Origin of the sequence: Empedobacter sp. UBA7494, assembly GCF_002478465.1 — a bacterium.
Taxonomy (GTDB): Bacteria; Bacteroidota; Bacteroidia; order Flavobacteriales; family Weeksellaceae; genus Empedobacter; species Empedobacter falsenii_B.
The window spans coordinates 1-26,212 of sequence record NZ_DLOC01000051.1; the positions used below are offsets into that span (position 1 = coordinate 1).

General features: G+C 32.3%; 29 protein-coding genes. 22 read left to right on the forward strand and 7 right to left on the reverse strand.

All coding sequences use genetic code 11. The features are described from left to right. Positions 1 to 239 precede the first annotated feature (239 nt). Positions 240 to 776, forward strand: coding sequence for an RNA polymerase sigma factor (locus B4E95_RS05360; RefSeq protein ID WP_291090550.1), 537 nt, complete (start codon positions 240 to 242; stop codon positions 774 to 776). 24 nt (positions 777 to 800) lie between these two features. Continuing rightward, positions 801 to 1,217, forward strand: a complete 417-nt coding sequence (locus tag B4E95_RS05365) for a hypothetical protein (protein WP_291090553.1) — start codon at positions 801 to 803, stop codon at positions 1,215 to 1,217. 6 nt (positions 1,218 to 1,223) lie between these two features. On the opposite strand, the gene B4E95_RS05370 is transcribed toward B4E95_RS05365, so the two are convergent. From B4E95_RS05370 to mnmD, 3 genes are all read right to left on the reverse strand, one after another. Continuing rightward, the gene (locus B4E95_RS05370) at positions 1,224 to 1,520 is read right to left on the reverse strand and encodes an ATP-dependent Clp protease adaptor ClpS (protein WP_291090556.1); all 297 of its coding nucleotides are present in this window, start codon (positions 1,518 to 1,520) and stop codon (positions 1,224 to 1,226) included. A 6-nt stretch (positions 1,521 to 1,526) separates the two neighbouring features. After that, positions 1,527 to 2,354, reverse strand: a complete 828-nt coding sequence (gene prmA / locus B4E95_RS05375) for a 50S ribosomal protein L11 methyltransferase (protein WP_291090559.1) — start codon at positions 2,352 to 2,354, stop codon at positions 1,527 to 1,529. 72 nt (positions 2,355 to 2,426) lie between these two features. Continuing rightward, the gene (gene mnmD / locus B4E95_RS05380) at positions 2,427 to 3,143 is read right to left on the reverse strand and encodes a tRNA (5-methylaminomethyl-2-thiouridine)(34)-methyltransferase MnmD (RefSeq protein ID WP_291090562.1); all 717 of its coding nucleotides are present in this window, start codon (positions 3,141 to 3,143) and stop codon (positions 2,427 to 2,429) included. A gap of 80 nt (positions 3,144 to 3,223) precedes the next feature. On the opposite strand from mnmD, the gene B4E95_RS05385 reads away from it, so the two are divergent. The 3 genes from B4E95_RS05385 (at position 3,224) to B4E95_RS05395 (ending at position 5,896) form a co-directional block, all read left to right on the forward strand. Further along, a complete protein-coding gene (locus B4E95_RS05385) occupies positions 3,224 to 4,285 on the forward strand; it encodes a branched-chain amino acid aminotransferase (RefSeq protein WP_280038161.1) in 1,062 nt (353 codons plus the stop codon). A gap of 105 nt (positions 4,286 to 4,390) precedes the next feature. Next, a complete protein-coding gene (locus tag B4E95_RS05390; RefSeq protein WP_291090565.1) occupies positions 4,391 to 5,413 on the forward strand; it encodes a DUF4407 domain-containing protein in 1,023 nt (340 codons plus the stop codon). A gap of 54 nt (positions 5,414 to 5,467) precedes the next feature. After that, positions 5,468 to 5,896, forward strand: coding sequence for a hypothetical protein (locus B4E95_RS05395; protein ID WP_125350302.1), 429 nt, complete (start codon positions 5,468 to 5,470; stop codon positions 5,894 to 5,896). 32 nt (positions 5,897 to 5,928) lie between these two features. Here the strand turns inward: B4E95_RS05395 and folP are convergent, their stop codons facing one another. After that, positions 5,929 to 6,756, reverse strand: coding sequence for a dihydropteroate synthase (folP, locus tag B4E95_RS05400; protein ID WP_291069215.1), 828 nt, complete (start codon positions 6,754 to 6,756; stop codon positions 5,929 to 5,931). A gap of 53 nt (positions 6,757 to 6,809) precedes the next feature. Between folP and B4E95_RS05405 the strand changes: the two genes are divergently transcribed. The 6 genes from B4E95_RS05405 to B4E95_RS05430 all read left to right on the forward strand — a co-directional run bounded on the left by B4E95_RS05405 (position 6,810) and on the right by B4E95_RS05430 (position 12,416). After that, entirely contained in the window at positions 6,810 to 7,358 is a 549-nt protein-coding gene (locus B4E95_RS05405) for a DUF1599 domain-containing protein (protein WP_280038165.1), read from the forward strand. After that, positions 7,355 to 8,476, forward strand: a complete 1,122-nt coding sequence (locus B4E95_RS05410) for a BT_3928 family protein (protein WP_291090568.1) — start codon at positions 7,355 to 7,357, stop codon at positions 8,474 to 8,476. The genes B4E95_RS05405 and B4E95_RS05410 overlap by 4 nt, the downstream gene beginning before the upstream one ends. A 3-nt stretch (positions 8,477 to 8,479) precedes the next feature. Beyond that, positions 8,480 to 9,562 carry an ABC transporter permease gene (locus tag B4E95_RS05415; protein WP_291090571.1) on the forward strand — a complete coding sequence of 361 codons (1,083 nt, stop codon included), beginning with the start codon at positions 8,480 to 8,482 and terminating at the stop codon, positions 9,560 to 9,562. A 76-nt stretch (positions 9,563 to 9,638) separates the two neighbouring features. Next, the gene (gene tpiA, locus B4E95_RS05420; RefSeq protein WP_221854609.1) at positions 9,639 to 10,397 is read left to right on the forward strand and encodes a triose-phosphate isomerase; all 759 of its coding nucleotides are present in this window, start codon (positions 9,639 to 9,641) and stop codon (positions 10,395 to 10,397) included. A gap of 219 nt (positions 10,398 to 10,616) precedes the next feature. After that, positions 10,617 to 11,378, forward strand: coding sequence for a hypothetical protein (locus B4E95_RS05425; protein WP_291090575.1), 762 nt, complete (start codon positions 10,617 to 10,619; stop codon positions 11,376 to 11,378). Between the two features lie 123 nt (positions 11,379 to 11,501). Then, on the forward strand, positions 11,502 to 12,416 hold the full coding sequence (locus B4E95_RS05430) for a helix-turn-helix transcriptional regulator (RefSeq protein ID WP_038336869.1): 915 nt from the start codon (positions 11,502 to 11,504) through the stop codon (positions 12,414 to 12,416). Between the two features lie 34 nt (positions 12,417 to 12,450). Here B4E95_RS05430 and B4E95_RS05435 read toward each other — a convergent pair whose 3' ends face one another. Next, positions 12,451 to 14,592 (reverse strand): type IA DNA topoisomerase, encoded by a 2,142-nt coding sequence (locus B4E95_RS05435; protein WP_221854610.1) that lies wholly within the window; start codon positions 14,590 to 14,592, stop codon positions 12,451 to 12,453. Between the two features lie 323 nt (positions 14,593 to 14,915). Here B4E95_RS05435 and B4E95_RS05440 point away from each other — a divergent pair, with 323 nt between their 5' ends. The 4 genes from B4E95_RS05440 to B4E95_RS05455 all read left to right on the forward strand — a co-directional run bounded on the left by B4E95_RS05440 (position 14,916) and on the right by B4E95_RS05455 (position 17,936). After that, positions 14,916 to 15,728 carry a MotA/TolQ/ExbB proton channel family protein gene (locus B4E95_RS05440; protein ID WP_291064227.1) on the forward strand — a complete coding sequence of 271 codons (813 nt, stop codon included), beginning with the start codon at positions 14,916 to 14,918 and terminating at the stop codon, positions 15,726 to 15,728. 88 nt (positions 15,729 to 15,816) lie between these two features. Further along, positions 15,817 to 16,407: a biopolymer transporter ExbD gene (locus B4E95_RS05445; protein ID WP_291064228.1), complete on the forward strand. Its 591-nt coding sequence runs from the start codon at positions 15,817 to 15,819 to the stop codon at positions 16,405 to 16,407. A gap of 18 nt (positions 16,408 to 16,425) precedes the next feature. Next, positions 16,426 to 16,956, forward strand: a complete 531-nt coding sequence (locus B4E95_RS05450) for an ExbD/TolR family protein (protein ID WP_114999087.1) — start codon at positions 16,426 to 16,428, stop codon at positions 16,954 to 16,956. 32 nt (positions 16,957 to 16,988) lie between these two features. Beyond that, positions 16,989 to 17,936 (forward strand): hypothetical protein, encoded by a 948-nt coding sequence (locus B4E95_RS05455; protein WP_291064229.1) that lies wholly within the window; start codon positions 16,989 to 16,991, stop codon positions 17,934 to 17,936. A 181-nt stretch (positions 17,937 to 18,117) separates the two neighbouring features. Here the strand turns inward: B4E95_RS05455 and B4E95_RS05460 are convergent, their stop codons facing one another. Both B4E95_RS05460 and argB read right to left on the reverse strand, forming a co-directional pair. Next, positions 18,118 to 19,185 (reverse strand): M20 family metallo-hydrolase, encoded by a 1,068-nt coding sequence (locus tag B4E95_RS05460; RefSeq protein ID WP_286496053.1) that lies wholly within the window; start codon positions 19,183 to 19,185, stop codon positions 18,118 to 18,120. Further along, positions 19,179 to 19,946: an acetylglutamate kinase gene (argB, locus tag B4E95_RS05465; RefSeq protein ID WP_291090578.1), complete on the reverse strand. Its 768-nt coding sequence runs from the start codon at positions 19,944 to 19,946 to the stop codon at positions 19,179 to 19,181. Before argB ends, B4E95_RS05460 begins: the two co-directional genes overlap by 7 nt. A 251-nt stretch (positions 19,947 to 20,197) precedes the next feature. Here argB and B4E95_RS05470 point away from each other — a divergent pair, with 251 nt between their 5' ends. The 7 genes from B4E95_RS05470 to carA all read left to right on the forward strand — a co-directional run bounded on the left by B4E95_RS05470 (position 20,198) and on the right by carA (position 26,212). Beyond that, entirely contained in the window at positions 20,198 to 20,776 is a 579-nt protein-coding gene (locus B4E95_RS05470) for a GNAT family N-acetyltransferase (RefSeq protein ID WP_038336858.1), read from the forward strand. Between the two features lie 70 nt (positions 20,777 to 20,846). Then, on the forward strand, positions 20,847 to 21,299 hold the full coding sequence (locus tag B4E95_RS05475; RefSeq protein ID WP_038336857.1) for an arginine repressor: 453 nt from the start codon (positions 20,847 to 20,849) through the stop codon (positions 21,297 to 21,299). 7 nt (positions 21,300 to 21,306) lie between these two features. Then, positions 21,307 to 22,488: an argininosuccinate synthase gene (gene argG / locus B4E95_RS05480; protein WP_291090580.1), complete on the forward strand. Its 1,182-nt coding sequence runs from the start codon at positions 21,307 to 21,309 to the stop codon at positions 22,486 to 22,488. Positions 22,489 to 22,583: 95 nt separating this feature from the next. Beyond that, positions 22,584 to 23,570, forward strand: a complete 987-nt coding sequence (argC, locus tag B4E95_RS05485; RefSeq protein WP_125350293.1) for an N-acetyl-gamma-glutamyl-phosphate reductase — start codon at positions 22,584 to 22,586, stop codon at positions 23,568 to 23,570. A gap of 34 nt (positions 23,571 to 23,604) precedes the next feature. Continuing rightward, positions 23,605 to 23,967: a four helix bundle protein gene (locus B4E95_RS05490; RefSeq protein ID WP_114999097.1), complete on the forward strand. Its 363-nt coding sequence runs from the start codon at positions 23,605 to 23,607 to the stop codon at positions 23,965 to 23,967. A gap of 27 nt (positions 23,968 to 23,994) precedes the next feature. Continuing rightward, positions 23,995 to 25,131 (forward strand): aspartate aminotransferase family protein, encoded by a 1,137-nt coding sequence (locus B4E95_RS05495; RefSeq protein ID WP_114999099.1) that lies wholly within the window; start codon positions 23,995 to 23,997, stop codon positions 25,129 to 25,131. Beyond that, positions 25,124 to 26,212, forward strand: a complete 1,089-nt coding sequence (carA, locus tag B4E95_RS05500) for a glutamine-hydrolyzing carbamoyl-phosphate synthase small subunit (RefSeq protein ID WP_291090583.1) — start codon at positions 25,124 to 25,126, stop codon at positions 26,210 to 26,212. The genes B4E95_RS05495 and carA overlap by 8 nt, the downstream gene beginning before the upstream one ends.

The window sequence follows — 26,212 nt, forward strand, 5'->3', positions numbered from 1 at the left end:
GGTTTTTAGGGAAGATTACAAGATAATTGAGGGAGATTGTATAAATACGAGGAATAGAGCGAGTGAACGCCCAAATAAATTTTTCAATAGAAATATACTTTTATTGATAGGTTCATACTTAAGTATATGTGGAATATGGATTTGATTTCATAAAAAAAATATAAAATATTAACTATGTTCAAAATTATTAGAAGTTTATCATTTCAAATTTAATAGCTTTACAGCTTAATATTATTCAATTGGATCAGAAATTATTAGAGCACATTTTAAATAAGGATTGGGAAAAGGCTTTTAAACTTCTTGTAAAAGATTATCATCAGAGAGTTTATTGGCAAATTCGTCGTATGGTTTTGATTCATGAAGACGCAGATGATATTGCTCAAAATGTTTTTATAAAAATCTATCAAAATTTGAATTCATTCAAAAATGAATCAAAATTATCAACATGGATTTTTAGGATTACTTATAACGAAACCATCAATTTTATTCATAAGAATGCTAAAGAACAAAATGTTTCATTCGAAGATTATTCGATGAATATTGCAGATGATTTATCTACGGATGAATATTATACAGGTGATGAAATTGAGTTGAAATTACAAAAATCGATCGCAAGTTTACCAGAAAAGCAACGCGTAGTATTTATGATGAAATATTATGATGAAATGAAATATGAACAAATTTCTGAAATTTCAGGAACATCTGTTGGTGCGCTAAAGGCGTCTTATCATCATGCAGTTACAAAAATTAAAGAATTTTTAGAGGATGAAGATTAAACCTTTTTAACTTTTTTTTGTCTTATGAACGATATGAAAGAAAATGGATTAAAAAATAATTTTAAAATTCCAGAGAATTATTTTAAGAATTTAGAAGATGAAATTTATCTTAAAAGCTTAAAACAAAAGGAAAATTATACAACTCCAACTAATTATTTTGATGATTTAGAACAATCGATTTTATCGAAAACTATTGATAAAAAAGAAACAAAAATTTTACATTTCAATATTTGGTGGGAAGCTGCTTGTATACTGCTATTAGCATTGGTTGTTACTCCTTTTGTGATTAATTCTACAGAAAAATCTACAGAAGTTGTGGATACAAAAACAGAAAATCATGTTTACGAGAAGATCTATGATTCGTATATAGTGAACGATCAAAACAAAAAATCGTCCAATGTAACATTAGACGATTCTGATTTTGCTTTATATGATTATTAAGAAATTCTAAATAATTTCTGCACTTAAACCTCTGTTCAATAATTCTGTGCACCGAGGTTTTAGATCTTCTAATTCACCCGTCAAGACTTCGCATTTACCTTTGTAGTGAATCAAAATAGAACATTGTTCCGCTTGCTCTGGCGTGTGTTCACAAACATCCATCAACGATTCGATTACCCAATCAAAAGTATTCACATCATCATTGTAAACAATAATTTGATATTTGTGTGATTCCTGTTCCAATACATCAACAGCCGAATCTTTTTCCGTTTCCCACATGGGTTGCGTTGCGTATTTTTTCATATCATTTTATTTTTTGAAATGTAGCGCAATCCACTCATTTCGTTGTTTTTTAGATACAAATTTCAAACTATTTTCTGTACAAAAAGCTAAGATATCATCAAAATCTTGCTCCATCAATCCACTTAAAAATAAATCACCATTTTCATTCAAAACGTTGATGTAAGAAGGAATTTGGCTGATTAAAATATTTTTGTTGATATTCGCTAAAATAATGTCAAACTGTTTGCTTCCCAAAAGTGAATTATCACCCATTTTGGCATCTAAACTAACACCATTTCGTTTTCCATTTTCGATAGAATTTTCCACAGCCCACTCGTCAATATCGATACATTCTGCATAATTTGCACCACGTTTCATTCCTAAAATTGCAAGAATTGATGTTCCACACCCCATGTCCAAAATATCTTTTCTTGTAAATTCAGTTTCCAAGATATATTCTACCATCAAATGTGTTGTAGAGTGATGTCCAGTCCCAAAAGACATTTTTGGTTGAATGATAATTTCATACGGAATATTTTCAACTGTTTCGTGAAATTCTGCACGAATCAAACATTGGTCTTTCACTAAAATTGGTGTGAAATTTTCTTCCCAAGTTGCATTCCAATTTTGTTGTTCAATTTCTTGACGCTTATAAGAAAAATCAATATTCTCGATAGAATCAATTACTTCTTTTACTTGGTCTATATTTTCATCAGTTTTTGGCATGTAAGCATCAAAACCTTCTTCGTTTTCAACAAAACTTTCAAAGGGTAGTTCAGAAATCATTGCAATAATAATTTCATTAAAAGGCACTACTTCCGCAACTTTAAATTTATATTCGATATAATTTGTCATAAAAAAATGTAGAAAACATCAAATTGTTTTCAGCTACAAATTTACGATTTTTATAATTAATGATAAAGGAGATTATTTATCAAATGGAAAGTCCTTCATACCAACCATCATTTCACGTTTTCCTGGAGGTCCAGGACGTTTTTGTACTATATAGCCCAAATCTTTCAAACCTCTTTTTATAGTTCCTTTCGCTGCATAAGTAGTAAAAATGGCAGAATTTTTAGTTAAAGAATCAACAATTTCTAACAATTCTTTTTCCCATAATTCTGGTTGAACACGAGAACCAAACGCATCAAAATAAACCAAATCAAAATTATTTTCGTTGATATTTTTCAGATTGAAAAAATCTTCTTCCACTTTCTTAACTTCAAAATATGGAGAAATTTTATTCCAATTTTCCCAATTTGAATGAAATAATTGTTGATAATAATGTAAAAACTCTTCTTTTCGATGTTCAAATTCCGGATAAAGTTTGAAAACATTTTCAAAATAATTTACCAATTCGAATTCTTCATCAGAAACTGGAAATTTTTCAATTCCAACATATTGCACTGGAGTTTTATGTTTTTCAGCTTCCATCAAAGTAATGAAAGAATTAAGTCCCGTACCTAATCCAATTTCTATAATTTTTATAGGATTTTTTATTTCTATAAAATGATGAAATCCATTTTGTATAAATACATGAAAAGCCTCTTGTACAGCGCCATGCTTAGAATGATAAGATTCATCCCAATCTTCAATATAGATAGTTTTAGATCCATCTTCCGTTTCTTGAATAATTCTTTTCATCGTCGAAAGTTATGATATTTATTATGAAAAAGTGCAAATAAAATGTACCTTTGATAAGCACAAACAAAATATATCATAAAATGATTATAGAAAAAATTGCTGAATCAAAATTTAACGATTCAGTTTTTAACTCTACTACTTTTGGGAAAGAGTTTACAGATCACATGTTGATCGCGCATTACAAAGATGGTAAATGGGATGAGCCAAAAATTGTTCCTTACGGACCAATTTCAATGACTCCAGCAGCGATGTCTTTCCATTATGGTCAAACAATTTTTGAAGGAATGAAAGCCTACAAAAATGATAACGAAGAAGTGTTTATTTTCCGTCCAGAGAAAAACTTCGAGCGTTTTAATTTATCTGCGGCACGTCTTAATATGCCTCAAATTCCGAAAGAAATTTTTATTGATGGTTTAGAAGCTATTATTGATATCGATCGTCAATGGGTACCAAAAGATTACGGAACGTCATTATATATTCGTCCAGTAATGTTCGCAACAGAAGAAGCAGTTTCTGCTAGGGCATCTAACGAATATATTTTTGCTATTTTATTAGCTTATGCTCCTAATTATTACGATAAACCTTTATCAGTAAAAATTGCTGATTATTATAGTCGTTCAGCTCAGGGAGGTGTTGGTTTTGCAAAATGTGGAGGAAACTATGCTGGATCTTTCTTTCCAACTTCTGAAGCTCAAAAAGATGGTTATGATCAAGTAATTTGGACAGATTCTATCGAGCATAAATACATTGAAGAAGCAGGAACAATGAATGTGATGGTACGTATCGGAAATAAAATTTTAACAGCGCCAACGTCTGAGCGTATTTTGAACGGAGTAACACGTGATTCTGTTTTAACTTTAGCAAAAGATAGTGGATATGAAGTAGAAGTACGTCCTGTAGAAGTACAAGAATTGTATGATGCTTACAAATCAGGAGAATTAAAAGAAGTATTTGGATGTGGAACTGCTGTTGTAATTACACAATACGATGCAGTTGGATTTGGTGAAGAGCGTGCTCAATTACCAACTTTAGCTGAAGAAGATTCTTTTGCATTACAATTGAAAAAGAAATTAAAAGATATTCAATACGGATTAGCAGAAGATCCTTATGGATGGAGAATTAAAATCGAAAAACAAGCTTAATTTTGTTTAAGTAAATTTTTTGAAAATATAAGCTGACAATTTGATTGTCAGCTTTTTTTGGCACGATATTTAATAATATGTTATACAAAGTACTATATTTGCAAAATGAATGGACTACAGAAATTTTTAATCATCTGTTCAGGGAGTAGTCTTGAACTCTTGAAAAAAACACCAACAGATATCAACAAACATGTTGGTATTGGAGGTGTCATATTATTTACAGGAATTTTGGCGGCTTTGTCTGCTGGATATGCGCTGAATACTGTTTTTGATAATATATATGCAGCAACAGGTTTTGGTTTGTTGTGGGGATTAATGATTTTTAATCTTGACCGATATATTGTCACATCAATGAAAAAGTCAGGTGGATTTTTTCGTCAGTTTTTTATTGCTTTGCCACGTATTTTGGTTGCAATTTTATTAGGTATTGTGATTTCGAAACCGTTAGAATTAAAAATTTTCGAGAAAGAAATTAACAAGCAATTAAATATTATTGTCAATCGAAATAAAACGGAATTACAAAAAGGAATTGATGCGCGTTATGCTGAATTGGGAACGCCTTTTTCGAATGAACGAAAAGAAATTTATGCAGAAATTGATAAATTAAGAAATGAGTATAATTCAGCTTCTACCGAGTTGGAAAAAGAAGTTGTTGGTACACAAACTGAAACAACAACTGGACGCGAAGGTTATGGACCAAATGCGAAACGAAAAGCAGAATTGAAAAAACAAAAAGCTGCCGAAATCGAAACTTATATTCAACAATCTGCGCCTCGTTTAGCTGAAATTAATAAAGAATTAGATCGATTGAATGTTGCAAAAGAAAAAGAAATTGATGCGGCTAAACCAACCGAAGAGAATTACAATGGTTTTGCTGCACGTATGCAGGCTTTAGACGAATTGTCAGTTAATAATCCAATTTTAGGGACTGCAGCTATTTTTATAGCTCTTGTGTTTATCTCGTTAGAAACTGCGCCAGTTTTAGTGAAATTAATTGCACCAAAAGGACCTTATGATTTTCTCTTAGAAAAACATGAACATTCGTTCAAGATTTTTAGCAAAGAATCGATTCAGATTATGGATATCAAATCTGAAAAACGTGTGAAACATGAGTTAGAAAAAGTATAAAATTGTAAAAAAGTAACTTCCGTTTGAAGTTACTTTTTTAATTTTGTAATAGATATGGAAACTTATAAAATAGAAATTTACGGAGAAGACGAAAACCAAATTCAACGAATGGAAGAGGTGATTGCTCCAATAAAAGATATACAGGATTATTTTTGGAAAATTCTTTGGGTTGATGGTGAAAGTGAAACGGACGAATATTCGGTTTTCGAATTGCAAGAAGTGATTGATCAACAAGACGGAATTTTTGTGGAATATGATCAGTTAGAAAGTTTGTGTTATAAAATGGAACATGTAACGGAGGCGTTGATTATTGGAGATAGAAAAGAAAATAATTTGCATGTAAATATTGAGGATGAAAATTTATACGACAACGAAGTTGTGTTTGAATTTGTGAAAGATTCACATTGGCAAATTTTGACTTCGGATATCAATATTGTTGATACGTTCAAAGTTTTCTTTCCAAATAGTAAAATCATTGATTAAAAATAAAAGCCACTTTTTAGTGGCTTTCTTATTTATTTTTGATTCAATTTTTGGAAAATTTGTAAGGTTTCTTTTGCTTCTCTTACATCGTGCACACGCAAAATTTTTGCACCTTTTTGTAACGCAACCATATTCAGGACAGAAGTTCCGTTTAAAGCTTCTTGCGGAGTTGTTTCGAATAAATTATAAATCATCGATTTTCTCGAAATTCCGATCAGCAAAGGAAAACCTTCAAAACCTAAAGCTTCCATTTTATTGAATAATTCATAATTATGATCCAATGTTTTTGCAAAACCAAAACCAGGATCTAAAATAATATCATTCACTTTTGCAGCTTTTAATTGCGCAATTTTTTTGGAAAAATATTCGTTTACTTCCAGCGTAATATCTGCATATGCAGGATTATTTTGCATTGTTTTTGGCGTTCCTTTCATATGCATTAAAATGTATGGAACTCGAAGTTCTTTGATTGCATCAAACATATTTTCGTCTAACTCCCAACCCGAAACATCATTTATAATAGAAGCACCAACTTTTACAGCTTCACGTGCAACATTTCCTCGAAAAGTATCAATCGAAATAATCAATTCTGGATATTCTTCAATAATTTTTTCGATAATTGGTGCAGTTCTATCAATTTCTTCCTGCTCCGAAATATTTTCTGCTCCAGGTTTTGTCGAATAACCACCAACATCAATCATATCGGCACCTTCGGACAAGTGTTTTTCAACTTTTTCTAAAATCAAATTCATCGATTGATTACTGCCACCATCGTAAAAAGAGTTTGGCGTTGTATTCAAAATTCCCATAATTTTAGGCTCGTTCAAATCAATCAAACGACCATTACAATTAATTGTCATATCTTAGAAGTTCTTTAAGCAATTTCAATTATTTTTGAAATCGAAACGAAATTATGAAAAATACCTCAATTCAATTTAAAGAAATCATCTCTGTTTGTCGAGATTTATATACAAAAAAATTACAAGATTACGGTCCAGCTTGGCGTGTACTGCGTTTGCCATCTTTAACAGATCAAATTTTTATCAAAGTAAATCGTATTCGTACGTTACAAGAAGCAGCGGAGCGTTTGGTTGATGAAGACGAAGAAGGAGAATTTGTGGCGATCGTTAATTATTCGATTATGGCATTGATTCAGCTAGAACTTGGTTTTGCAGATCAGCCAGATTTGACAGACGAACAAGCTATCGAATTTTATGATAAATATGCAACAATTGCGCACGATTTGATGATGAAAAAAAATCATGATTACGGTGAAGCTTGGAGAGATATGCGTGTTAGTTCGATTACAGATTTAATTTATCAGAAAGTTTTACGTACAAAAAGTATCGAAGATAATAAAGGAAAAACAATTGTGTCTGAAGGTTTGGATGCAAATTATTTGGATATGATTAATTATTCGATTTTCGCAATGATTTTAATTAACGAAAAGAAAACTTCATGAGGTATTTAGTTCAATTTGCCCGAATTACAGTTGGAGTTATTTTTATAATTTCTGGATTTGTAAAAAATGTAGATCCAATTGGGTTAAGTTTCAAATTAGAAGAATATTTTTCGCCAACAGTTCTTAACATTCCATTTTTAGAAGGTTTGAGTTTGCCTTTGGCAACTTTCTTTTCACTTTTTGAAATAGTTTTAGGCGTTTTATTATTGCTTGGCGTTTGGAAAAGATTTACAACAATAGCTTTATTGTTAACGATTATTTTCTTTACATTTTTGACATTTTATTCAGCTTATTTCAACAAAGTAACCGATTGTGGATGTTTTGGTGATGCACTAAAGTTAGAACCTTGGACATCATTTTACAAAGATGTTGTGCTTTTGGTGTTGATAATTATTTTAGTGATTGGTCAAAAATATATCAAACCATTATTTGTCGAAAAAGCGAATTACGTAATCAATTTTATAACAATTTTAGGTTCTGCAATTATTGCTTATATCGGAATTAATCATTTACCAATTATCGATTTTAGACCTTATGCAGTTGGCAAAAATTTAATTGAAGGAATGAAATCTCCGCAAGAGTTAGGTTTGAAACCAACAACGTATAAAACGATTTACACGATGAAAAACAGTGTAGATGGAAAAGTGGTAGAAATTGATGATGCGCAATATATTGCCGATGATAAGTGGTATAAACATGGAACGCCTTGGGTGATTGAAGCGGATAAAACACGTACAATTGTAGAGAAAAAAGGGTACGAACCACCAATTCATGATTTTAATTTTGATTGCAATGGTGTTGATAAAACGTCTGAAATTTTAAATGCCCCGAAAGCGATTGTTTTTGTCATTCCATTTGTTGAAAAAATAAATGATAAACAACTTGTGAAATTAAATACTTTAGGAAAAGAAGCGAAAGCAAAAGGTTTTATTGTAACAGCGGTTTCGAATAATCCAATTAAAGGTTTAGAATTGGAAAATTGTTTTATGGATCAAACGACGATGAAAACAATTATTCGTTCAAATCCTGGAGTGATGATTTTAGAAAAAGGAACGGTGAAAGCGAAATATCATGACAATGATTTTCCTTCGCTTAATCAATTAGAAGATTTATTTTAACAAGTGATTAATTATATTTTAAATAAAATTTTCTACGGATTTTTGACACTTTTTGGTGTAGTAAGTGTAGTTTTTCTATTGTTTTCGGTACTTCCTGGAGACCCTGCGCGTATGATGCTTGATCAAAAAGAAGATCCAGAGCAATTGGCTCAAATTAGGAAGAACTTAGGTTTAGATCAACCTTTATGGAAACAATATGCGTTTTATATTAATGATTTGTCACCGATTTCATTTCATAATATTGACGAAAACAATACAACATATACTTCATTAAGTTCTGATAAATACAATTACACAAAATTGATGGATTTCGGAACAAATGAAATGGTTTTGAAAACGCCTTATTTGCGTGAATCTTTTCAAAAACAAGGAAAAAGCGTCAGTACAATTATTGGAGAAACCTTCCCAAATACAATGGTTTTGGCAATTGCGGCTATTATTATTGCGACGATAATTGGGGTTGCGTTGGGAATTGTTTCTGCTTTGATGAAAGATACATGGATTGATCGTGTTTTGTTAGTTGCTACGAGTTTTGGGATGAGTATTCCGTCTTTCTTTTCGGCAATTATCATTGCCTATATTTTTGCGTTTTTAATGCACGATATTACAGGGCTGAATATGATTGGAAGTCTATATGAAGTGGATGATTTGGGAGAAGGAAAACATTTGATGTTGAAAAATCTTATTCTTCCAGCAATTACATTAGGTTCGCGTCCGTTAGCGGTTTTTACGCAATTAACACGAAATTCGTTGTTAGAAGTTTTGAACCAAGATTATATCCGAACAGCTTTTGCAAAAGGACTTTCAAGAAAAACGGTGATTACAAAACATGCATTACGAAATGCACTTAATCCAGTTGTTACAGCAATTTCGGGTTGGTTTGCGTCGATGTTGGCAGGATCGGTTTTTGTGGAATTTGTTTTTGGTTGGAATGGCTTAGGAAAAGAAATCGTAAATGCATTAAATACATTAGATTTACCAATTGTGATGGGAGCTGTTTTAGTGATTGCTGTGATGTTTATTGTGATTAATATTTTGGTCGATATTCTTTACGGAATTTTAGATCCGCGCGTTCGCATAAAATAAATCAGTAATAATTTCACGATAAATAATTATCTTGCAGTAAATATTAAAACCAAAATCAAATAAAATACACTTTTTTATGCGTGATAGAATAGTAGCAGGAAACTGGAAAATGAACTTAAATTATGAAGAAGCGATTCATTTAGCAACAAACCTTAATGCTTGGGTGGCAGATAATCATCCAATTGCACAAGTTATAATTGCGCCTTCTTCTATTTATTTACAAACATTGTTAGAAGCTGTAGATGAGCAATATGTTAAGATTTCTTCGCAAGATATTTCTGCTCACGAAAAAGGAGCGTATACAGGAGATATTTCAGCAGAACAATTGGATAGTATCGGATTAGATTTCGCTATTATTGGGCATTCTGAGCGTAGAGAATATCAAGGAGAAACAGATATTGTAATTGCTGAGAAATTAAAACAAGCTTTTAAACATCAAATTAATCCAATTCTTTGTGTAGGAGAAAAATTAGAAGAACGTGAAGCTGAGAAACATTTTGAGGTTGTAAAAACCCAATTAATGGATGCTTTAGTTGCTCAAAAACCAGAAGATCTTTCTCGTTTGATTATTGCTTACGAACCAGTTTGGGCAATTGGAACTGGAAAAACAGCTACACCAGAGCAAGCGCAAGAAATTCATGCATTTATTCGTAAAGTTTTGAATGATGAATTTGGCGTAGAAGTCGCGAATGATACAAGTATTTTGTACGGAGGAAGTGTAAATGCACAGAATGCGAACGAAATTTTTGCTCAACCAGATATTGACGGCGGTCTTGTTGGTGGTGCTTCATTAAAATATGATGATTTTGTGCAGATAATTGTTGCATGTAAATAATATAATAGCTCAACTTAGTTGAGCTTTTTTTATGTTTTATATTTTCTAAATTTTGAAAAATAATAAATATAACTCCTCTGAATCCCTTATAAAATCAGTCAATTAAGAAAACTATAACATTTATTAGGATTAATTAAGAGTTTTCGGAACAGTGTCTGCAAAGTTCTAAAATGTACTAACTATTTAAAAAGTATCATTTTTAAACAAAACACATTTATTATGAAAAAATTGACGCAAGTATTAGGAGTCGTAGCAATAGGGTTAGTTTCTTTCTCTTTTACTACAAAAAATGAAATAAAAGTTCCTACAACAGAAATTACAAATAAAGTTGTAGAAGATGCACCTAAAGTTGTCATTTTAGATATTGTAGATAATATCGCTGTAGAATCAGGAACAAATATCGCATCAGAATTTAAAACAAAGTTAGAATCTTTGAATAAAGAAAATGTTCAGGTTCTTTTATGGAAAGATTTAACGAAAGGATTAAAAGATGAAGAGAAAAGATCAATCATCGATAGTTTAAAACCTGAGTTAATCATGACATTAAATTTTGAAAAAACTGATGATAATACAAATAAAGTTGCCGCAGTTGTTTTTAAACAAAATGTTGCATTTAACGAAACAGTTAAAGTAGCAAAAGAGTTAACAGAAAACTTAAATTCAACAGCTGTTAAAAATGACGGAGTTTATCAAAACGAATCAAATTATATTCAAGATAATGCTGCACCATCAATTTTCTTAAGCGTAAAAGTGAAGAATGAACCAACTTCTAACGCAGAAATTGTTGATAAACTTTCTAATTTCATCGAAACAGCGCAAATTAATGAATCAGGTTTAACTGGAACAACAGCAGAGCTTGGTGCAGTTGATACAGCAGCGGTTGTTGTAGATTCTGTAGCAGCAACAGTTGATGAGACTGCGCAAGATGCAAAAGTTGCAACAAAAGACGTAAAAACGAAAGTGAAAAAGTCTAAAAAATAGAATCCGTTTTTTCGAATATTTCATTTTTATTAATGAAGAAAAAGTAACATTTTGTAATGAAATGTTACTTTTTTTTGTTTTTAATTGCAGATAACTTAAGTTTGCTCAAACACTTCCAATTCAATGTCAAAACAAGGTTATATCGCGCGTTATTTCAATATTGTTCGTAAATTATCACAACAAAAATATTGTTCTTATGAAGATTTAGAGCGTTTTTTGGAAAGAGAATTTGAAATGCTTCAACTTAATGATGATACATTAGAGTTTAATTTCTCTAAACGTACATTACAGCGCGATATTCAAGAAATCAGAAATATATTGGGAATTGATATAATGTATAGTCGCAGTCAGCGTGGATATTATATTATTCAAGACGATTATAGCTCTGATTTATTTCTGAAAACTTTAGAAGAAATTAATAGTTTTTCTGCTTTGAAATTGACAAATTCGCTCGAATCTATTGTGTATTTGGAAAAAAGAAAGCCAAAACGCGCCGAATTTTTACCAGATATTGTACAAGCAATTCAAGGAAAAAAGAAAATTGAATTTCATTATCAAAAATTTGGAGAGGAAAAAGAAACGATTCGTAAAGTTTCGCCAATTGCAATTAGAGAGCACAATAACCGATGGTATTTGATTGCGGATGATAAAGGAATTGTCAAAAATTTTGGTTTGGAACGAATGAATAAAGTTTTGATTCTTAGAGATAAAATTGATGATAATATCGAGTTTAATTACAATGATAAGTACAAATATTCGTTCGGGATTATTGTTCCAAGTTCAGAAAAACCAGAAAAAATAGTGCTTTCTGTGACCAAAAAACAAGCGGCCTATTTAGAATCTTTGCCTTTGCACGAATCCCAACAAATTTTAGAAACTAAAAACGATGAAGTTTTAATTGGTTTAGAACTATTTTTGACCGAAGATTTTATCAGCGAAATTCTTTCTATGAGTCGTTCAGTTACAATTATCGAACCTAAAAAATTGAAAGAAAAAGTCAAAACAATTTTGAAAGAAACGTTAGAGAAATATAATTAGCGAGTTTCGAATTTCGAAACTCGCTTTATTTTTTTTACATTTCTTCAAATTCTAAATCGAAATTCATTCCTAAAATAGCTTTACCAGTAACTTTTTCTCCATTTTCAGGATTGATTAAGCCAGCCATTTTTCCAGTTTTTTGTTTGGTTAACAAATCCAAAATTTGTTTATCAGTTAATTTTTTACCCATAAACTCAAACGGAATTTTGAATCCACATGCTGCAAAGTTTGCACAACCATAAGCGGCTTTTCCTTTGACTAATTTATGTGTTTTACATTTTGGACAAGTTGCATCTTCCAGATTAATTTCTTCTTTCGGTTTACGTTCCTTTTTAGGTTTTTCAGCTATTTGAACTGAATTCTGATGAGAAGCGATTGGTCTGAAGTAACTATTTTTTACATCAAATGTTAGTTTCGAAACCATTTCAATCAATTCTTGCTTAAATTGTTCTAATTCGTATTCACCTTTTTCAATCAAACGAAGTTTTCGTTCCCAAACACCCGTCAATTCAGGAGATTTTAATAATTCATTTTGAATGGTATCAATCAAATCAATACCAGTTTGTGTGGCGATAATATTACGTTTTTTCTTTTCGATGTATTTTCTACGAAACAAGGTCTCGATAATATTTGCACGCGTAGAAGGTCGACCAATTCCATTTTCTTTCATCAATTCGCGCATTTCTTCATCATCTACTTGTCGTCCAGCAGTTTCCATTCCTCGTAATAGAGTCGCTTCTGTATAATGTTTTGGCGGAGTTGTTTTTCCTTTGTGAATAAATGGTTCGTGAGGACCTTTTTCACCAATCTCAAAAATCGGCATTATCTTTTCCTCATCTTTTTCGTCTTCCTTTTTATCTTTTGCATAGACTTCGCGCCAACCCATTTCGAGAATTTGTTTTCCCGTTGCTTTAAAATTTATAGCAGAAAGTTGACCGTCTTTTCCATTATTTTCAACTTTTCCTTCGACAGTTGTGTTGGCAACTTTACATTCTGGATAAAAAACAGCAATAAAACGTCGTGCAACCAAATCATAGATACGTTTTTCTTCGTTCGATAAACCTTGTGGAAAGATTTCGGTAGGAATAATAGCGTGGTGATCGGTTACTTTTGTATTATCAAAAACTGCTTTTGACATCGGAATTGGTTGCGTCATCAAAGGAGCAATCAAATTTTGATAAGCGGTTAATTTATTTAAAATTCCAGGAACTTTAGGGTGAATATCTTCCGAAAGATAAGTGGTATCAACACGAGGATAGGTCACAAATTTTTTCTCGTAAAGACTTTGTATATATTTTAAGGTATTTTCTGCCGAAAACGCATATTTTTTATTCGCTTCTACTTGTAAAGCAGTTAAATCGAATAGGCGAGGATTTTTTTCACGACCCTCTTTTACATCGAAATCAATGATTTCAAACTCTCGATTTTTGATGAAATCTAAACCTTGTTTGGCTTTTTCTTCAGATTTTAAACGAGGTATTGTCGCATTAAACTCTACTTCTTTGAAAATCGTTTTCAATTCCCAATATTCCTCAATAATAAACGCATTGATTTCTTTTTGACGCTGTACAATCATTGCTAATGTAGGTGTTTGCACACGACCAATAGAAAGAACTGTTTTTGGCGGCGCAAATTTTTTGGTAAATAATCGTGTAGCGTTCATTCCTAGTAACCAATCGCCAATTGCACGCGCTTGTCCTGCAGAAAAAAGATTGAAATATTTTTCTCCATCTTTCAAATTATCAAAACCTTCTTTAATTGCTTCTTCTGTCAACGAAGAAATCCATAAACGCTTCATTGGCGCTTTAGCACGCGCTTTAAGTAAAACCCAACGTTGTATCAATTCTCCTTCCTGTCCAGCATCGCCACAGTTTATAATCTCGTCGACTTGATCGTTCGTGACTAATTTTTCGATGATATGAAATTGTTTCGAGACACCTTTATCTGCAATTAATTTAATTCCGAAACTTTGCGGAATCATTGGCAAATAATTAAGATCCCAGCTTTTCCACTCGGGTGTATAATCTTGCGGTTCTTTTAATGTACACAAGTGTCCGAAAGTCCAAGTGACCTGAAATCCATTTCCTTCATAGTATCCATCGTGCTTTTGATTCGCACCAATTACTTTGGCGATATCTTTAGCAACACTAGGTTTTTCGGCAATACAAACTTTCATAGCATTTATAATTATTGAAGTGCAAAAGTCAAAATAATAATTTAATTCTTAAAAAAAAATATAAATATGTATAATTATTGAATAAATTTGCGATAGGTTATTTTTTGTGGGAAGGCTGATTTTAATAAAATTATACATTGTTTAATATTAGATATATTGTTTTGATTATTTTTTAATTGTCAAATCAGTAAAAAATTCTATTGATTTCAAGTAGATTGAAAATTTAATATGATAACAACGTAAAAAATTTAGAAGAATTAAAAAATTTTCACTTAATTTACACCCACATTAATAAAAATCATAATATTTAAAAGAATTAGTAAATGGAAAAGAATGTAACAGTACCAGCTAAAACTAAAAAGGGAGGTCTTAACCCTGTGATTACTATGATCATTTTAATTGCAATCGCAATGGGGATCTTCAAGTTTGTATTTGGAGCAGAAGGTAATTTCGAAGGAGGTGATGTAGAAAAAGGTAATCCTTTGAACTTTTTAGGAATTATTCATAAAGGAGGGGTGATTATTCCATTCTTAATGTCTTTCTTCTTTATGGTAATCGTTTTCTCAATTGACCGTGTTATCGCTTTAAATAAAGCTAAAGGAACTGGATCTGCTGAAAAGTTTGTAAATGACATTCGTGCTTTATTAAACAAAAATGAAATTAACAAAGCAATTGAATTATGTGACAAACAAAAAGGAGCTGTAGGTAACGTAGTTAAAGAAGGTTTAACAACTTACAAAGCTTTAGAAAACGACACAACGTTAAACAAAGAGCAAAAATTAGCTCAATTAGGTAAAACGTTAGAAGAAGCGACTACATTAGAAATGCCAACGTTAGAGAAAAACATGACTATTATCTCTACAATTGCTTCTGTAGGTACGTTAATTGCCTTAATGGGTACAGTAATCGGTATGATTAAAGCATTCTTCGCATTAGGTGAAGGAGGAGGGTCTCCAGATGCAGCTCAATTATCAGTAGGTATTGCCGAAGCCTTAATTAATACAGGTATGGGTATTGGTGCTTCTGCATTCGCTATTATTATGTATGCTTTCTTAACTTCTAAAATTGATGATTTAACATTCAAAATTGACGAAGTAGGAATGAGTATCCAACAATCTTTCTCTGCTCACAATTAATATTCAATTGACGAAGCCTTAGAAGGATAGTATAAGGACAAAATCAAACAACAAACAATTTAGAATATTAATTAATAATACAGAGAAAATGGCAAGAGTAAAACCAAAAAGAAGAGGTCCTTCGATGGACTTAACAGCTATGTCTGACATGGCTTGGCTTTTGTTAACTTTCTTTATTTTGACATCTAACTTTAGAGAACCTGAAGTTGTTCCTGTCGTAACACCAACATCTGTTTCGAACCAAAAAATGGCTGCTGAAAACATGATGATCATTAAAATTGATGGTGAAGGTAAGTTCTTATTCGGATTAGAAGAAAAAGATCGTATTCCTACATTAGAAAGAATGGGTGATAAGTACGGAGTAAAGTTTACAGATGCTGAAAAGAATGCATTCAAAAGCATAGTAGAGTTTGGTGTACCAATGAAAGAGATGAGAAATTATTTGAATCAGTCTGCTGATAAACAACAATCATATCATCCAGGTATTCCATTAGATACGATACCGAACAAAAATCAAGAATTAATTGATTGGGTATTTGAAGCAAAAGAAGTGAACCCAGATATTTTCTTAGCAATTAAAGGGGATCAAAAATCTGAATACAAAAAATTCAAAACTTTGATTCAACAATTGCAAGAAAAGAACATGAATAAGTTCCAGTTAATTACATCTCAAGAATAATTATTAAGAAATTAGAAAATGGCACAAATAGAAAGTCACGATGACGGTGGCGGAAAGAAAGTCCGTTCCAAAAAGAATTCGACGAAAGTCGATATGGCTCCTTTGGTTGATTTAGGTTTCTTATTAATTACTTTCTTTATGTTTGCAGCGACTTCGATCAAACCAAACGTAATGAACTTGAATATGCCTCCAAAGATTCCTAAGGAAGCTCCTAAACCGGATGTTGAAATTAAATTACAAAACTCTTTAACAATTCTTATTACAAAGGATAATAAATTGTTTTGGCACCAACAAGAAGAGGCAAGTTTAAATACTAGTAATTTAAATGAGACTGATTACTCTAAAATTCGTGAAGTTATTACAACAGCACAAAGTAGAGCTTTAGATAAAGATAAGTTTACAGTAATTATCAAACCAATGGATGATGCTACGTATGATAATTTAGTAACTATCTTAGATGAAATGGAGATTACGAAATCTACAAAATACGGTATCGTACCAGTTGCACCTTTTGAACAAAAAGTGTATGACGAGAAAGTAGGTAAATAATTAGTTTAATTGTTAAATTTAAAAGAATTAAAATGTCAGAAAATAACAACAAACTAAAATCCTTAGACGAGATTGTATTTGAAGGTAGAAATAAAGCGTATGGAGCTTATGACATGAGAATGTCTGAGAAGAGTACATTATTGAAAGCTTTCATTCGTGGATTTATAGTAATAGCGATTTTAGCTTTTGGTCTTATTGCATCTGCAACAGGAATGTTTAGTAATAAGAAGACAGAAGATGTAGTCGTAGATGTACAACTTGAAGATTTGAATATTCCTGAACCTCCAAAAGAGGAAGAAGTGGTGGAGCCAGAACCAGAGCCAGAACAACAAGAGAATCATTATCAAGAAGAGACAGCTCAGGTAAAAATGGTTATTCCAGAACCTAAAGCTCAACCTAAAAAGGAAGAAACTATTCCTGATGTTAAGGAAACAGTGAACAAAGATTTAGGTTTAGAGAATAGAGAAGGAAAAGAATCTAAAGGACAAGATGGTGGTGGACCGGTTAATTTAAACCCAGAAGCCCCTAAAAATACAGTTCAAACTCCAAAAACAGAGGATAAAGGTGAGAAACCTGCTGCTCCATCTACAGTAACTGCTCGTACAGCGGCTGTAATGGCGGTATATCCTGGTTGTGAGAAAGATGCTGCAAAAGGTAAACAAGCTGCAACAGATTGTTTATCTAGAAAGTTATCACAAGATTTAACTGATGAGTTGCAAGATTTTGCAAATGACGCTGCTGGTCAAGGTTTATCTGGTGTAGTAGCTGCTAAACTTTCTTTCCAAATTGACACTGAAGGTAGAATCGTTGGAATTTCTCCAATGGGTGATGCTAAGTTAGGTCCTGAAGCTAAAAAAGCTTTAGAGCGTATTACACAACGTCAACAAAGAAGAGGGAAAACGATCAAACCTGCTCAAACAGAAGATGGTCGTGCTGCGAAGTTGAATTTCAACATTCCAGTTAAAATGCAAATTGAGTAAAACTTAATTTCATATATAAAAAAAGAGGCTAAAATTAATTAGCCTCTTTTTTTGTGTTTAATTTTTAGACATATATTTATAATAAAATCTTCGTAGGTTTTAATTATCAGTTTTGATAAAATTAAAAAGCATCTTCAATTGTATGAAGATGCTTTTTTGATTATAAGAGTTTATTCTTAATTTAAAACGTAAAATCTTTTAATAAACTTGTATATCGTTCAATCCCGTGTTCTATTTCGGATAAATAAATATATTCGTCAGGTGTATGAGAACGAGCTGAATCTCCAGGTCCCATTTTTACCGTTTCAAAATTCATCATTGCTTGATCTGACATTGTTGGTGAACCATAAGTTGTACAACCTAATTCGATTCCTTTTTGTACAATTGGATGATTTTCTGAAATACGTGAAGAATTTAAACGTAACGAACGGGCTTTAACTTCTGCTTTAGGCAAACAACTTGAAATAATATCAACGACTTCTTGATTCGAGTACAATTCGTTTACACGACAATCTACAACCAAACGACATTCATCTGGTACAACATTGTGTTGCTTTCCTGCTTCGATTTGTGTAACCGTCATTTTTACTGGCCCTAACATATCAGAAACTCTTTCGAATTGATAAGTTTTGAACCAATTCATCACATCAATCGCTTCGTAAATTGCATTTACACCTTCGTTTCTTGCAGCATGTCCAGTTTTTCCTTTTACAATTACGTCCATTACAACTAAACCACGTTCTGCAATTGCCATGTCCATTTGCGTAGGTTCCCCTACAATTCCCAAATCGATTTTTGGTAAATTAGGTAAAATACTTGCAACATTTAATTGCCCTGAACTTTCTTCTTCAGCTGTGATTGCGACAATTAGATTAAATGGTAAATCATCATTCAAAAAATTGATATAAGTAGCTAATAAACTTACCGCAGAAGCTCCTGCATCGTTACTTCCTAAACCTACTAATTTATCACCTTCGATTGTAGCTTTTAATGGATCATACGTCCAAGAAGAACCAAATTTTACCGTGTCGTGATGAGAGTTTAATAAAATTGTTTTTTTGTTCTCATCAAAATTTGGATGAATACTCCAAACATTGTTATTCTGACGATGAGCCGTTGCACCATGATCAGTTAAAAACTTGAAAATAATATCGGCCGTTTTATCTTCTTCACTCGAAAAAGATTGAGTTTCGATTAATTGACACAATAAATCGACAGCTTTCTTTTTGAGAACAGCTAATTCTAACATAAAATTGTTTTAATCTCAGAGTTAATGTTGCGCGCGTGTACCAAACATACATTTTTTACACCCGCATTGATTACTTTGAATGAATTGTCTAATTTCGGAATCATTCCTTCGAAAATTACACTTTCTTCTTTTAACTGCAAATATAAAGTTTCGTTAATTTTTGGGATTAATGTTGTGTCATCATTTACATCACGAAGTACACCAATTTTATCAAAACAAAAATTTAACTCTACTTCATTTTCTTGTGACATTGCAACCGCAATTGTAGATGCAATAGTATCTGCATTGGTGTTCAATAATTGTCCATTTCCGTCATGTGTAATCGCGCAAACAACAGGTGTAATATTGTTGTCAATTAATAATTGAAATAATTCTTTGTTGACGCTTTCATCATTCAAATCTCCAACAAAACCATAATCGATAGTTTTTACAGGACGCTTAGACCCTTTGATTGCGTTACCATCTGCACCCGATAAACCTAATGCATTGCATCCAAATTCTTGCAATTTAGAAACGATAGTTTTGTTCAAATTTCCGGCATATAATCCTGTCACAACATCCAACGTTGGTTTGTCTGTAATGCGACGACCTTCGATCATTTTTGGTTCGACTCCCAATTGATTTAACATCTTCGAAGCACCTTTTCCTCCTCCATGAACCAAAATTTTAGGTTCTTTAATTTCGGAAAACGTTTGTAGGAATTGTTCTAAGTCTTGCTCGTTATCGATAATTCCGCCTCCTATTTTAATAATTTTCAACATTTTAATAAATATGTAAATTTTGTTTGCTTTTTTTTGGTGATACAAAAATATAATATTTAACTTTGCATCTCAGTATAATAACTGAATATCTTGTTGATTAATGGAAGAAATTACTGAAATTGTTCTTCTCAATTATGAGAGTAGCTTTCGCAATGAAAGCACACCTTTTGGTTCTCATATTTTACTTAAGTGTGATGACAAAAGGTCATCTTTTCTCAATTCCTCTTTATTAATCGACTTTCCCTTAAATTATGTATGTTAGAATAGCAAATGCAGATGATGCCAAGTACACAGAATTGTTGTGCGAATGGTACGAAGAATCAGCTCGTATGAGAAAAACGGGTATTGCTAAACGAAATCCAGTTTATCTTGAACGCAAAATGCGTAATGGAAATGCTGTGATTGCTTTTGATGATGATGATCAAATAGCAGGGTTTAGCTACATAGAAACGTACGAAGAAGAAAAATTCGTCGTAAACTCAGGTTTAATTGTTCGTACAGATTTAAGGAGTTCAGGAATTGGACGCGAAATAAAACACGCTGTTTTTGAATTGTCACGTACAAAATTCCCGAAATCAAAAATCTTTAGTATTACAACTTCTTTAGCTGTAATGCGTATGAACACAAAATTAGGATACAAGCCAGTAACATTTTCGGAATTAACACAATCGGATGAATTTTGGAATGGATGTAAAAGTTGTAAAAACTATCACATCTTGATGGAAAATGATCGTGAGCGTTGTATTTGTACAGGATTGGTTTATGATAACCTTGATGACGAGTACGCTAAGCGCGCATTGGCAAATCAATCAAAAAAAGAAGATGAATAAATATACGAACTAAGGTTTTTTTTTGTCTAAAATGAGTATATTTGCATAAAATTTCGAATAAATATTCAAAATGAGTAATAAAAAATACAGATTCCAGATTATAAAAGATTTAATAACAGATCAAGAAATAAGTAATCAAGACGAATTATTAAAAAAATTAATCGATTTAGATATCTCCGTTACTCAAGCAACTTTATCGAGAGATTTGCGCGAATTGAAAGTTTCAAAAGTTCCTAATAGTTCAGGACAATACATTTATCGCCTTACAGAAAGTGCTGTTCCAACAGCAACCGTTACACATAACGAAAATGCAAGTTTGATTTTCTCTAAAAATTTGGGAGTTATCAAAACAAAACCAGGTTATGCAAACAGAATCGCTTTTGAGATTGACAACACACATTTCAATACCATAATTGGAACAATAGCTGGAGACGATACGGTATTAATCGTAATGAAAGAAGAGAGTAGCCGAGAAGAGGTTACCAATGAATTAAGAAGAATTATTCCCAATATAAACAAATAAACAAACAATGAGCAACAAAGCAGTTTTAGCTTACAGTGGAGGTTTAGATACATCGTACTGTTTGGTTAACTTAACAAAAGATCAAGGAATGGAAGTGCATACAGTAATTGTAAATACTGGTGGATTTTCGGCAGAAGAGTTAAAAGATATCGAAGCACGTGCCTACGAATTAGGATCTTCTAAACACGTTACAATTGATATTACAGACAAATATTACAACGATTGTGTTCGCTACTTAATCTACGGAAACATCTTAAAAAATAACACTTACCCATTATCAGTAAGTGCAGAACGTATGTTCCAATCAATTGCAATTGCTCAGTATGCAAAAGATGTAGATGCAGAATACATTGTACATGGATCTACAGGAGCAGGAAATGATCAAATTCGTTTTGATGTTGCTTTTGCAGTGATTTCACCACAATCTAAAATCATTACACCAATTCGCGACGAAAAATTATCTCGTCAACAAGAGGTTGAATATTTACAAGCAAATGGTGTAAACTATAGTTGGGAAAAAGCTAAATACTCTATTAACAGAGGAATTTGGGGAACATCTGTTGGTGGAGTTGAAACATTAACATCTAACCAAGCGTTGCCAGAAGATGCTTATCCAACACAATTGTCAAGAACAGAATCATCTGTTATCGAAATTGAATTTGAGAAAGGTATTCCAACTGCTTTAGATGGAGAAAAATTATCTCCAGTAGCTTTAATTCAAAAATTAAACGAAATCGGTGGTGAATACGCAATTGGTCGCGACATCCACGTAGGAGATACAATTTTAGGTATCAAAGGACGTGTAGGTTTCGAAGCGCCAGCAGCTTATTTACTAATCAAAGCACACCACTTATTAGAAAAACATACACTTACAAGATGGCAATTGTTGCACAAAGATTCGTTATCAAACTGGTACGGAACTTTATTGCACGAAGCACAATACTTGGATCCAGTAATGCGTGATATCGAAGCATTCTTAGAATCTTCTCAAAATCATGTAACAGGAAAAGTGAAAGTACAATTAAATCCTTATCATTTTTCAATGATTGGAATAGAATCGCCTTATGATATGATGCAATCTAAAGTCGCTACTTATGGAGAAGAAAACGAAGCTTGGGACAGTAGAGATGCAAGAGGTTTCATCAAAATATTCGGTAATCAATTAAAGATTGTTCATAGTTTCGATTAATTGATTCTTTAAAGTGGATTCCAACGAGTCCACTTTATTTTAGAAATATAGTATAGGTATTATACCTTAAAAAAAACACGCGCAAAACATAACAAATGACAAACAAAATTAACGTAAGCATTGTAGGAGGTGCTGGCTACACAGCAGGCGAACTGCTAAGAATATTGATACATCATCCGATGATTAATATTTCGTCTGTGTACAGTACATCAAATGCAGGCAACCCCGTTACCAAAGTGCACGACGATTTGTTTGGAGAAACTGACATCGTATTTTCGGATAAAATAGACGAAAATGCTGATGTCGTTTTTTTATGCCTTGGTCACGGAAAATCGGCAGAGTTTTTACAGAACAATAAATACTCAGCCAACACAAAAGTTATTGATTTGAGTAACGATTTTCGATTAAATGCGAACCACATTTTCGAAGATAGAACGTTTGTTTACGGTTTACCAGAATTAGATCGCGAAGCAATCAAAACAGCTCAAAATATTGCAAATCCAGGTTGTTTTGCAACGGCTATTCAATTAGCATTGTTACCATTGGCAGCGAAAAATGAAATCAAAAATGATATTCATATCAATGCTGTAACGGGTTCTACAGGTGCTGGACAAAGTTTATCAGCTTCTACGCACTTTAGCTGGCGAAATAATAACGTTTCTTTCTACAAAGAATTTACACATCAACACGAAGGAGAAATTTACCAAACATTGAATCAATTAGCAAAAGATTTCAATAACAAAGTATATTTCTTACCAATGCGAGGAGATTTTGCGCGCGGAATTTTAGCAGGTGTTTATTTAAAATCTGATTTATCAGAAGAAGAAGCAAAAAATATCTTCAACGAATATTACAAAAACGAACCTTTTATACATGTTTCTGACGCACCAATAGCTCTGAAACAAGTTGTAAACACTAACAAATGTTTTTTACACGTACAGAAACAAGATGATGTATTGTTAATCACTTCTATCATCGATAATCTAACAAAAGGAGCTTCTGGACAAGCCGTAGAAAACATGAACTTGATGTTCGGTTGGGAAGAAAACTTAGGACTTAATCTTAAAACTGTGGCGTTTTAGAAGGCTTAAGGCTGAAAGCTTAACGGTAAACGATATGCAAGATTTTAGGAACATAAAAGTTTGGAATGAATCTCATCAACTTGCTTTGAAAGTTTATGAAATAACTTCTGAATATCCTCAATATGAGATGTTTAATCTAACCTCTCAATTAAGAAGAGCTTGTGTATCTATCCCGAATAATATAGCAGAAGGTTGTGGTAGAAATTCGGATAAAGATTTTTTACGATTCCTTCATATCTCTTTAGGTTCTACAAATGAAACGCTTTATTTATTGATTCTATCAAAAGATTTGAAATTGATAACAGGAGAAATATTTAAAGAACTTGAATATAAAGTTGAAAAAGTAAAAGCGATGTTATTAGCTTTTATTAAAACAATTAATAATCGTTTAGCGTAAACCGTTAAACGTAAAACTTAAAAGAAAATGAAACTATTCGACGTATATCCATTAATGAATGTAACTCCGGTTAAAGCTAAAGATTGTATTCTTTGGGACGAAAACGGAAAAGAATATTTGGACCTTTATGGAGGTCACGCAGTGATTTCTATCGGTCACTCGCATCCATATTATGTTGAGAAATTAACAGAACAAATTAATAATATCGGGTTTTATTCAAACTCAGTAAATATTCCGATTCAGCAAGAATTGGCAGAAAAATTAGGTAAAGCATCAGGTTACGAAGATTATACTTTATTCTTGATTAACTCTGGAGCAGAAGCCAACGAAAATGCAGTTAAATTAGCCTCTTTTCATACAGGAAAAGACAGAGTAATTGCGTTCAAAGATGCTTTTCACGGACGTACTTCGGGAACAGTTGCGTTGACAGATAATCCAAAAATTGTGGCACCTTTTAATGCACATCATAAAGTATCTTTTGTCAATTTTAATATTGATGAAGTAAAAGAAGTAATTGCAGGAGGAGATGTAGCAGCGGTTATTTACGAACCAATTCAAGGAGTAGGAGGAATTATTTTACCAACAGACGAATTTGTACAAGAATTAAGAAAAGTTTGTACAGAAAATGAAGTGGTTTTAATCGCAGATGAAATTCAATGTGGTTACGGACGCTCAGGGAAATTCTTTGCACATCAACATTCTGGTATCAAAGCAGATTTGATTACGATGGCAAAAGGAATGGGGAATGGATTTCCAATCGGTGGTGTTTTAATTTCTCCAGAATTTAAAGCTTCTTACGGATTATTAGGAACAACTTTTGGAGGAAATCATTTAGCTTGTGCTGCAGCGGTAGCCGTTTTAGATGTGATTGAGCAAGAAAACTTAATCGAAAATGCAAAAGAAATTGGAGAATATGTTGGAATCCAATTAAATAAATTTCCAAAAATTAAAGAAGTTCGTGGTCGAGGATCAATGATTGGAATCGAGTTTGATTTCCCAATCGGCGAATTAAAAAACAACTTAGTTACAAAACACAATATTTTTGTAGGCTACGCTGGTACAAACGTTATTCGTTTATTACCACCTTTAACAGTAACAAAACAATACATAGATAAATTCATATCAGCTTTAGAAACTGAAATTAACATTATCATCAATGGATAAGACAGTAAAATTAGTATTCCAAGACGGATTAGAAATCGAAGGAAAATCTTTCGGTGCGTATACTTCTGCCGCAGGAGAAGTAGTATTCAACACAGCTTTGGTTGGATATAATGAAAGTTTGACTGACCCTTCTTACAAAGGGCAGATTATGGTGATGACAGCTCCAATGATCGGAAACTATGGTGTTCCAGATGATAAAGCAATGATTAATGAAATTGAAGCTTGGATGGAATCGAACCAAATTCAAGTAACTGGTTTGGTTGTTTCTTATTATGCTGATGATTATTCGCATTGGAACGCTATTCAAAAATTAGGAGCTTGGTTAGAAAGTCAAAGTATCCCTGGTATTTATGGCGTAGATACACGTATGATTACAAAAAAATTACGTGAGCAAGGTTCTACTTTAGGAAAAATTGTAGCTGATACAGATATTGCATATTACGATCCAAACGAAGATAATTTAGTAGATCAAGTTTCTTGTAAAGAAGTGATTCGTTACAACGAAGATGCTGATATCAAAATTGTTTTGATTGATTGTGGAGTGAAAAATAACATCATCCGTTGTTTTGTAAATCGTGATGTTGAGGTAATTCGAGTTCCTTGGGATTATGATTATTCAACATTAGAATATGATGGATTATTTATCTCGAATGGACCTGGTGATCCAGCTTTATGTATTCCTACAATTAATAATATCAAAGAATCTTTGAAAGGAGATAAACCAATTTTCGGAATTTGTTTAGGAAATCAATTGGTTAGTTTAGCAGCTGGTGCATCTACTTTCAAATTAAAATACGGACACCGTTCACATAATCAACCTGTACAATTAGTAGGAACAAAAAGATGTTTTATTACATCTCAAAACCACGGTTTCGCAGTTGATGATTCGAAATTACCAGAAGGATTTAAAACATTCTTTACGAACTTAAATGATGGAACGTGTGAAGGAATTCGTCACGAATCAAAACCAATCTTTACAGTTCAATTCCACCCAGAAGCAATGGGAGGACCGGTTGATACAGAATATTTATTTGATGAATTCATCGAAGAAGTAAAAAAATATAAAAACGCAAACGCATAA

What these genes read in the sequence shown, in the direction of transcription:
- B4E95_RS05365 (WP_291090553.1), top strand. Translation starts at nt 801, where the DNA reads ATGAACGATATGAAAGAAAATGGATTAAAAAATAATTTTAAAATTCCA.
- B4E95_RS05370 (WP_291090556.1), bottom strand. Translation starts at nt 1,520, where the DNA reads ATGAAAAAATACGCAACGCAACCCATGTGGGAAACGGAAAAAGATTCG.
- prmA (WP_291090559.1), bottom strand. Translation starts at nt 2,354, where the DNA reads ATGACAAATTATATCGAATATAAATTTAAAGTTGCGGAAGTAGTGCCT.
- mnmD (WP_291090562.1), bottom strand. Translation starts at nt 3,143, where the DNA reads ATGAAAAGAATTATTCAAGAAACGGAAGATGGATCTAAAACTATCTAT.
- B4E95_RS05385 (WP_280038161.1), top strand. Translation starts at nt 3,224, where the DNA reads ATGATTATAGAAAAAATTGCTGAATCAAAATTTAACGATTCAGTTTTT.
- B4E95_RS05390 (WP_291090565.1), top strand. Translation starts at nt 4,391, where the DNA reads ATGAATGGACTACAGAAATTTTTAATCATCTGTTCAGGGAGTAGTCTT.
- B4E95_RS05395 (WP_125350302.1), top strand. Translation starts at nt 5,468, where the DNA reads ATGGAAACTTATAAAATAGAAATTTACGGAGAAGACGAAAACCAAATT.
- folP (WP_291069215.1), bottom strand. Translation starts at nt 6,756, where the DNA reads ATGACAATTAATTGTAATGGTCGTTTGATTGATTTGAACGAGCCTAAA.
- B4E95_RS05405 (WP_280038165.1), top strand. Translation starts at nt 6,810, where the DNA reads ATGAAAAATACCTCAATTCAATTTAAAGAAATCATCTCTGTTTGTCGA.
- B4E95_RS05410 (WP_291090568.1), top strand. Translation starts at nt 7,355, where the DNA reads ATGAGGTATTTAGTTCAATTTGCCCGAATTACAGTTGGAGTTATTTTT.
- tpiA (WP_221854609.1), top strand. Translation starts at nt 9,639, where the DNA reads ATGCGTGATAGAATAGTAGCAGGAAACTGGAAAATGAACTTAAATTAT.
- B4E95_RS05425 (WP_291090575.1), top strand. Translation starts at nt 10,617, where the DNA reads ATGAAAAAATTGACGCAAGTATTAGGAGTCGTAGCAATAGGGTTAGTT.
- B4E95_RS05430 (WP_038336869.1), top strand. Translation starts at nt 11,502, where the DNA reads ATGTCAAAACAAGGTTATATCGCGCGTTATTTCAATATTGTTCGTAAA.
- B4E95_RS05435 (WP_221854610.1), bottom strand. Translation starts at nt 14,592, where the DNA reads ATGAAAGTTTGTATTGCCGAAAAACCTAGTGTTGCTAAAGATATCGCC.
- B4E95_RS05440 (WP_291064227.1), top strand. Translation starts at nt 14,916, where the DNA reads ATGGAAAAGAATGTAACAGTACCAGCTAAAACTAAAAAGGGAGGTCTT.
- B4E95_RS05445 (WP_291064228.1), top strand. Translation starts at nt 15,817, where the DNA reads ATGGCAAGAGTAAAACCAAAAAGAAGAGGTCCTTCGATGGACTTAACA.
- B4E95_RS05450 (WP_114999087.1), top strand. Translation starts at nt 16,426, where the DNA reads ATGGCACAAATAGAAAGTCACGATGACGGTGGCGGAAAGAAAGTCCGT.
- B4E95_RS05455 (WP_291064229.1), top strand. Translation starts at nt 16,989, where the DNA reads ATGTCAGAAAATAACAACAAACTAAAATCCTTAGACGAGATTGTATTT.
- B4E95_RS05460 (WP_286496053.1), bottom strand. Translation starts at nt 19,185, where the DNA reads ATGTTAGAATTAGCTGTTCTCAAAAAGAAAGCTGTCGATTTATTGTGT.
- argB (WP_291090578.1), bottom strand. Translation starts at nt 19,946, where the DNA reads ATGTTGAAAATTATTAAAATAGGAGGCGGAATTATCGATAACGAGCAA.
- B4E95_RS05470 (WP_038336858.1), top strand. Translation starts at nt 20,198, where the DNA reads ATGTATGTTAGAATAGCAAATGCAGATGATGCCAAGTACACAGAATTG.
- B4E95_RS05475 (WP_038336857.1), top strand. Translation starts at nt 20,847, where the DNA reads ATGAGTAATAAAAAATACAGATTCCAGATTATAAAAGATTTAATAACA.
- argG (WP_291090580.1), top strand. Translation starts at nt 21,307, where the DNA reads ATGAGCAACAAAGCAGTTTTAGCTTACAGTGGAGGTTTAGATACATCG.
- argC (WP_125350293.1), top strand. Translation starts at nt 22,584, where the DNA reads ATGACAAACAAAATTAACGTAAGCATTGTAGGAGGTGCTGGCTACACA.
- B4E95_RS05490 (WP_114999097.1), top strand. Translation starts at nt 23,605, where the DNA reads ATGCAAGATTTTAGGAACATAAAAGTTTGGAATGAATCTCATCAACTT.
- B4E95_RS05495 (WP_114999099.1), top strand. Translation starts at nt 23,995, where the DNA reads ATGAAACTATTCGACGTATATCCATTAATGAATGTAACTCCGGTTAAA.
- carA (WP_291090583.1), top strand. Translation starts at nt 25,124, where the DNA reads ATGGATAAGACAGTAAAATTAGTATTCCAAGACGGATTAGAAATCGAA.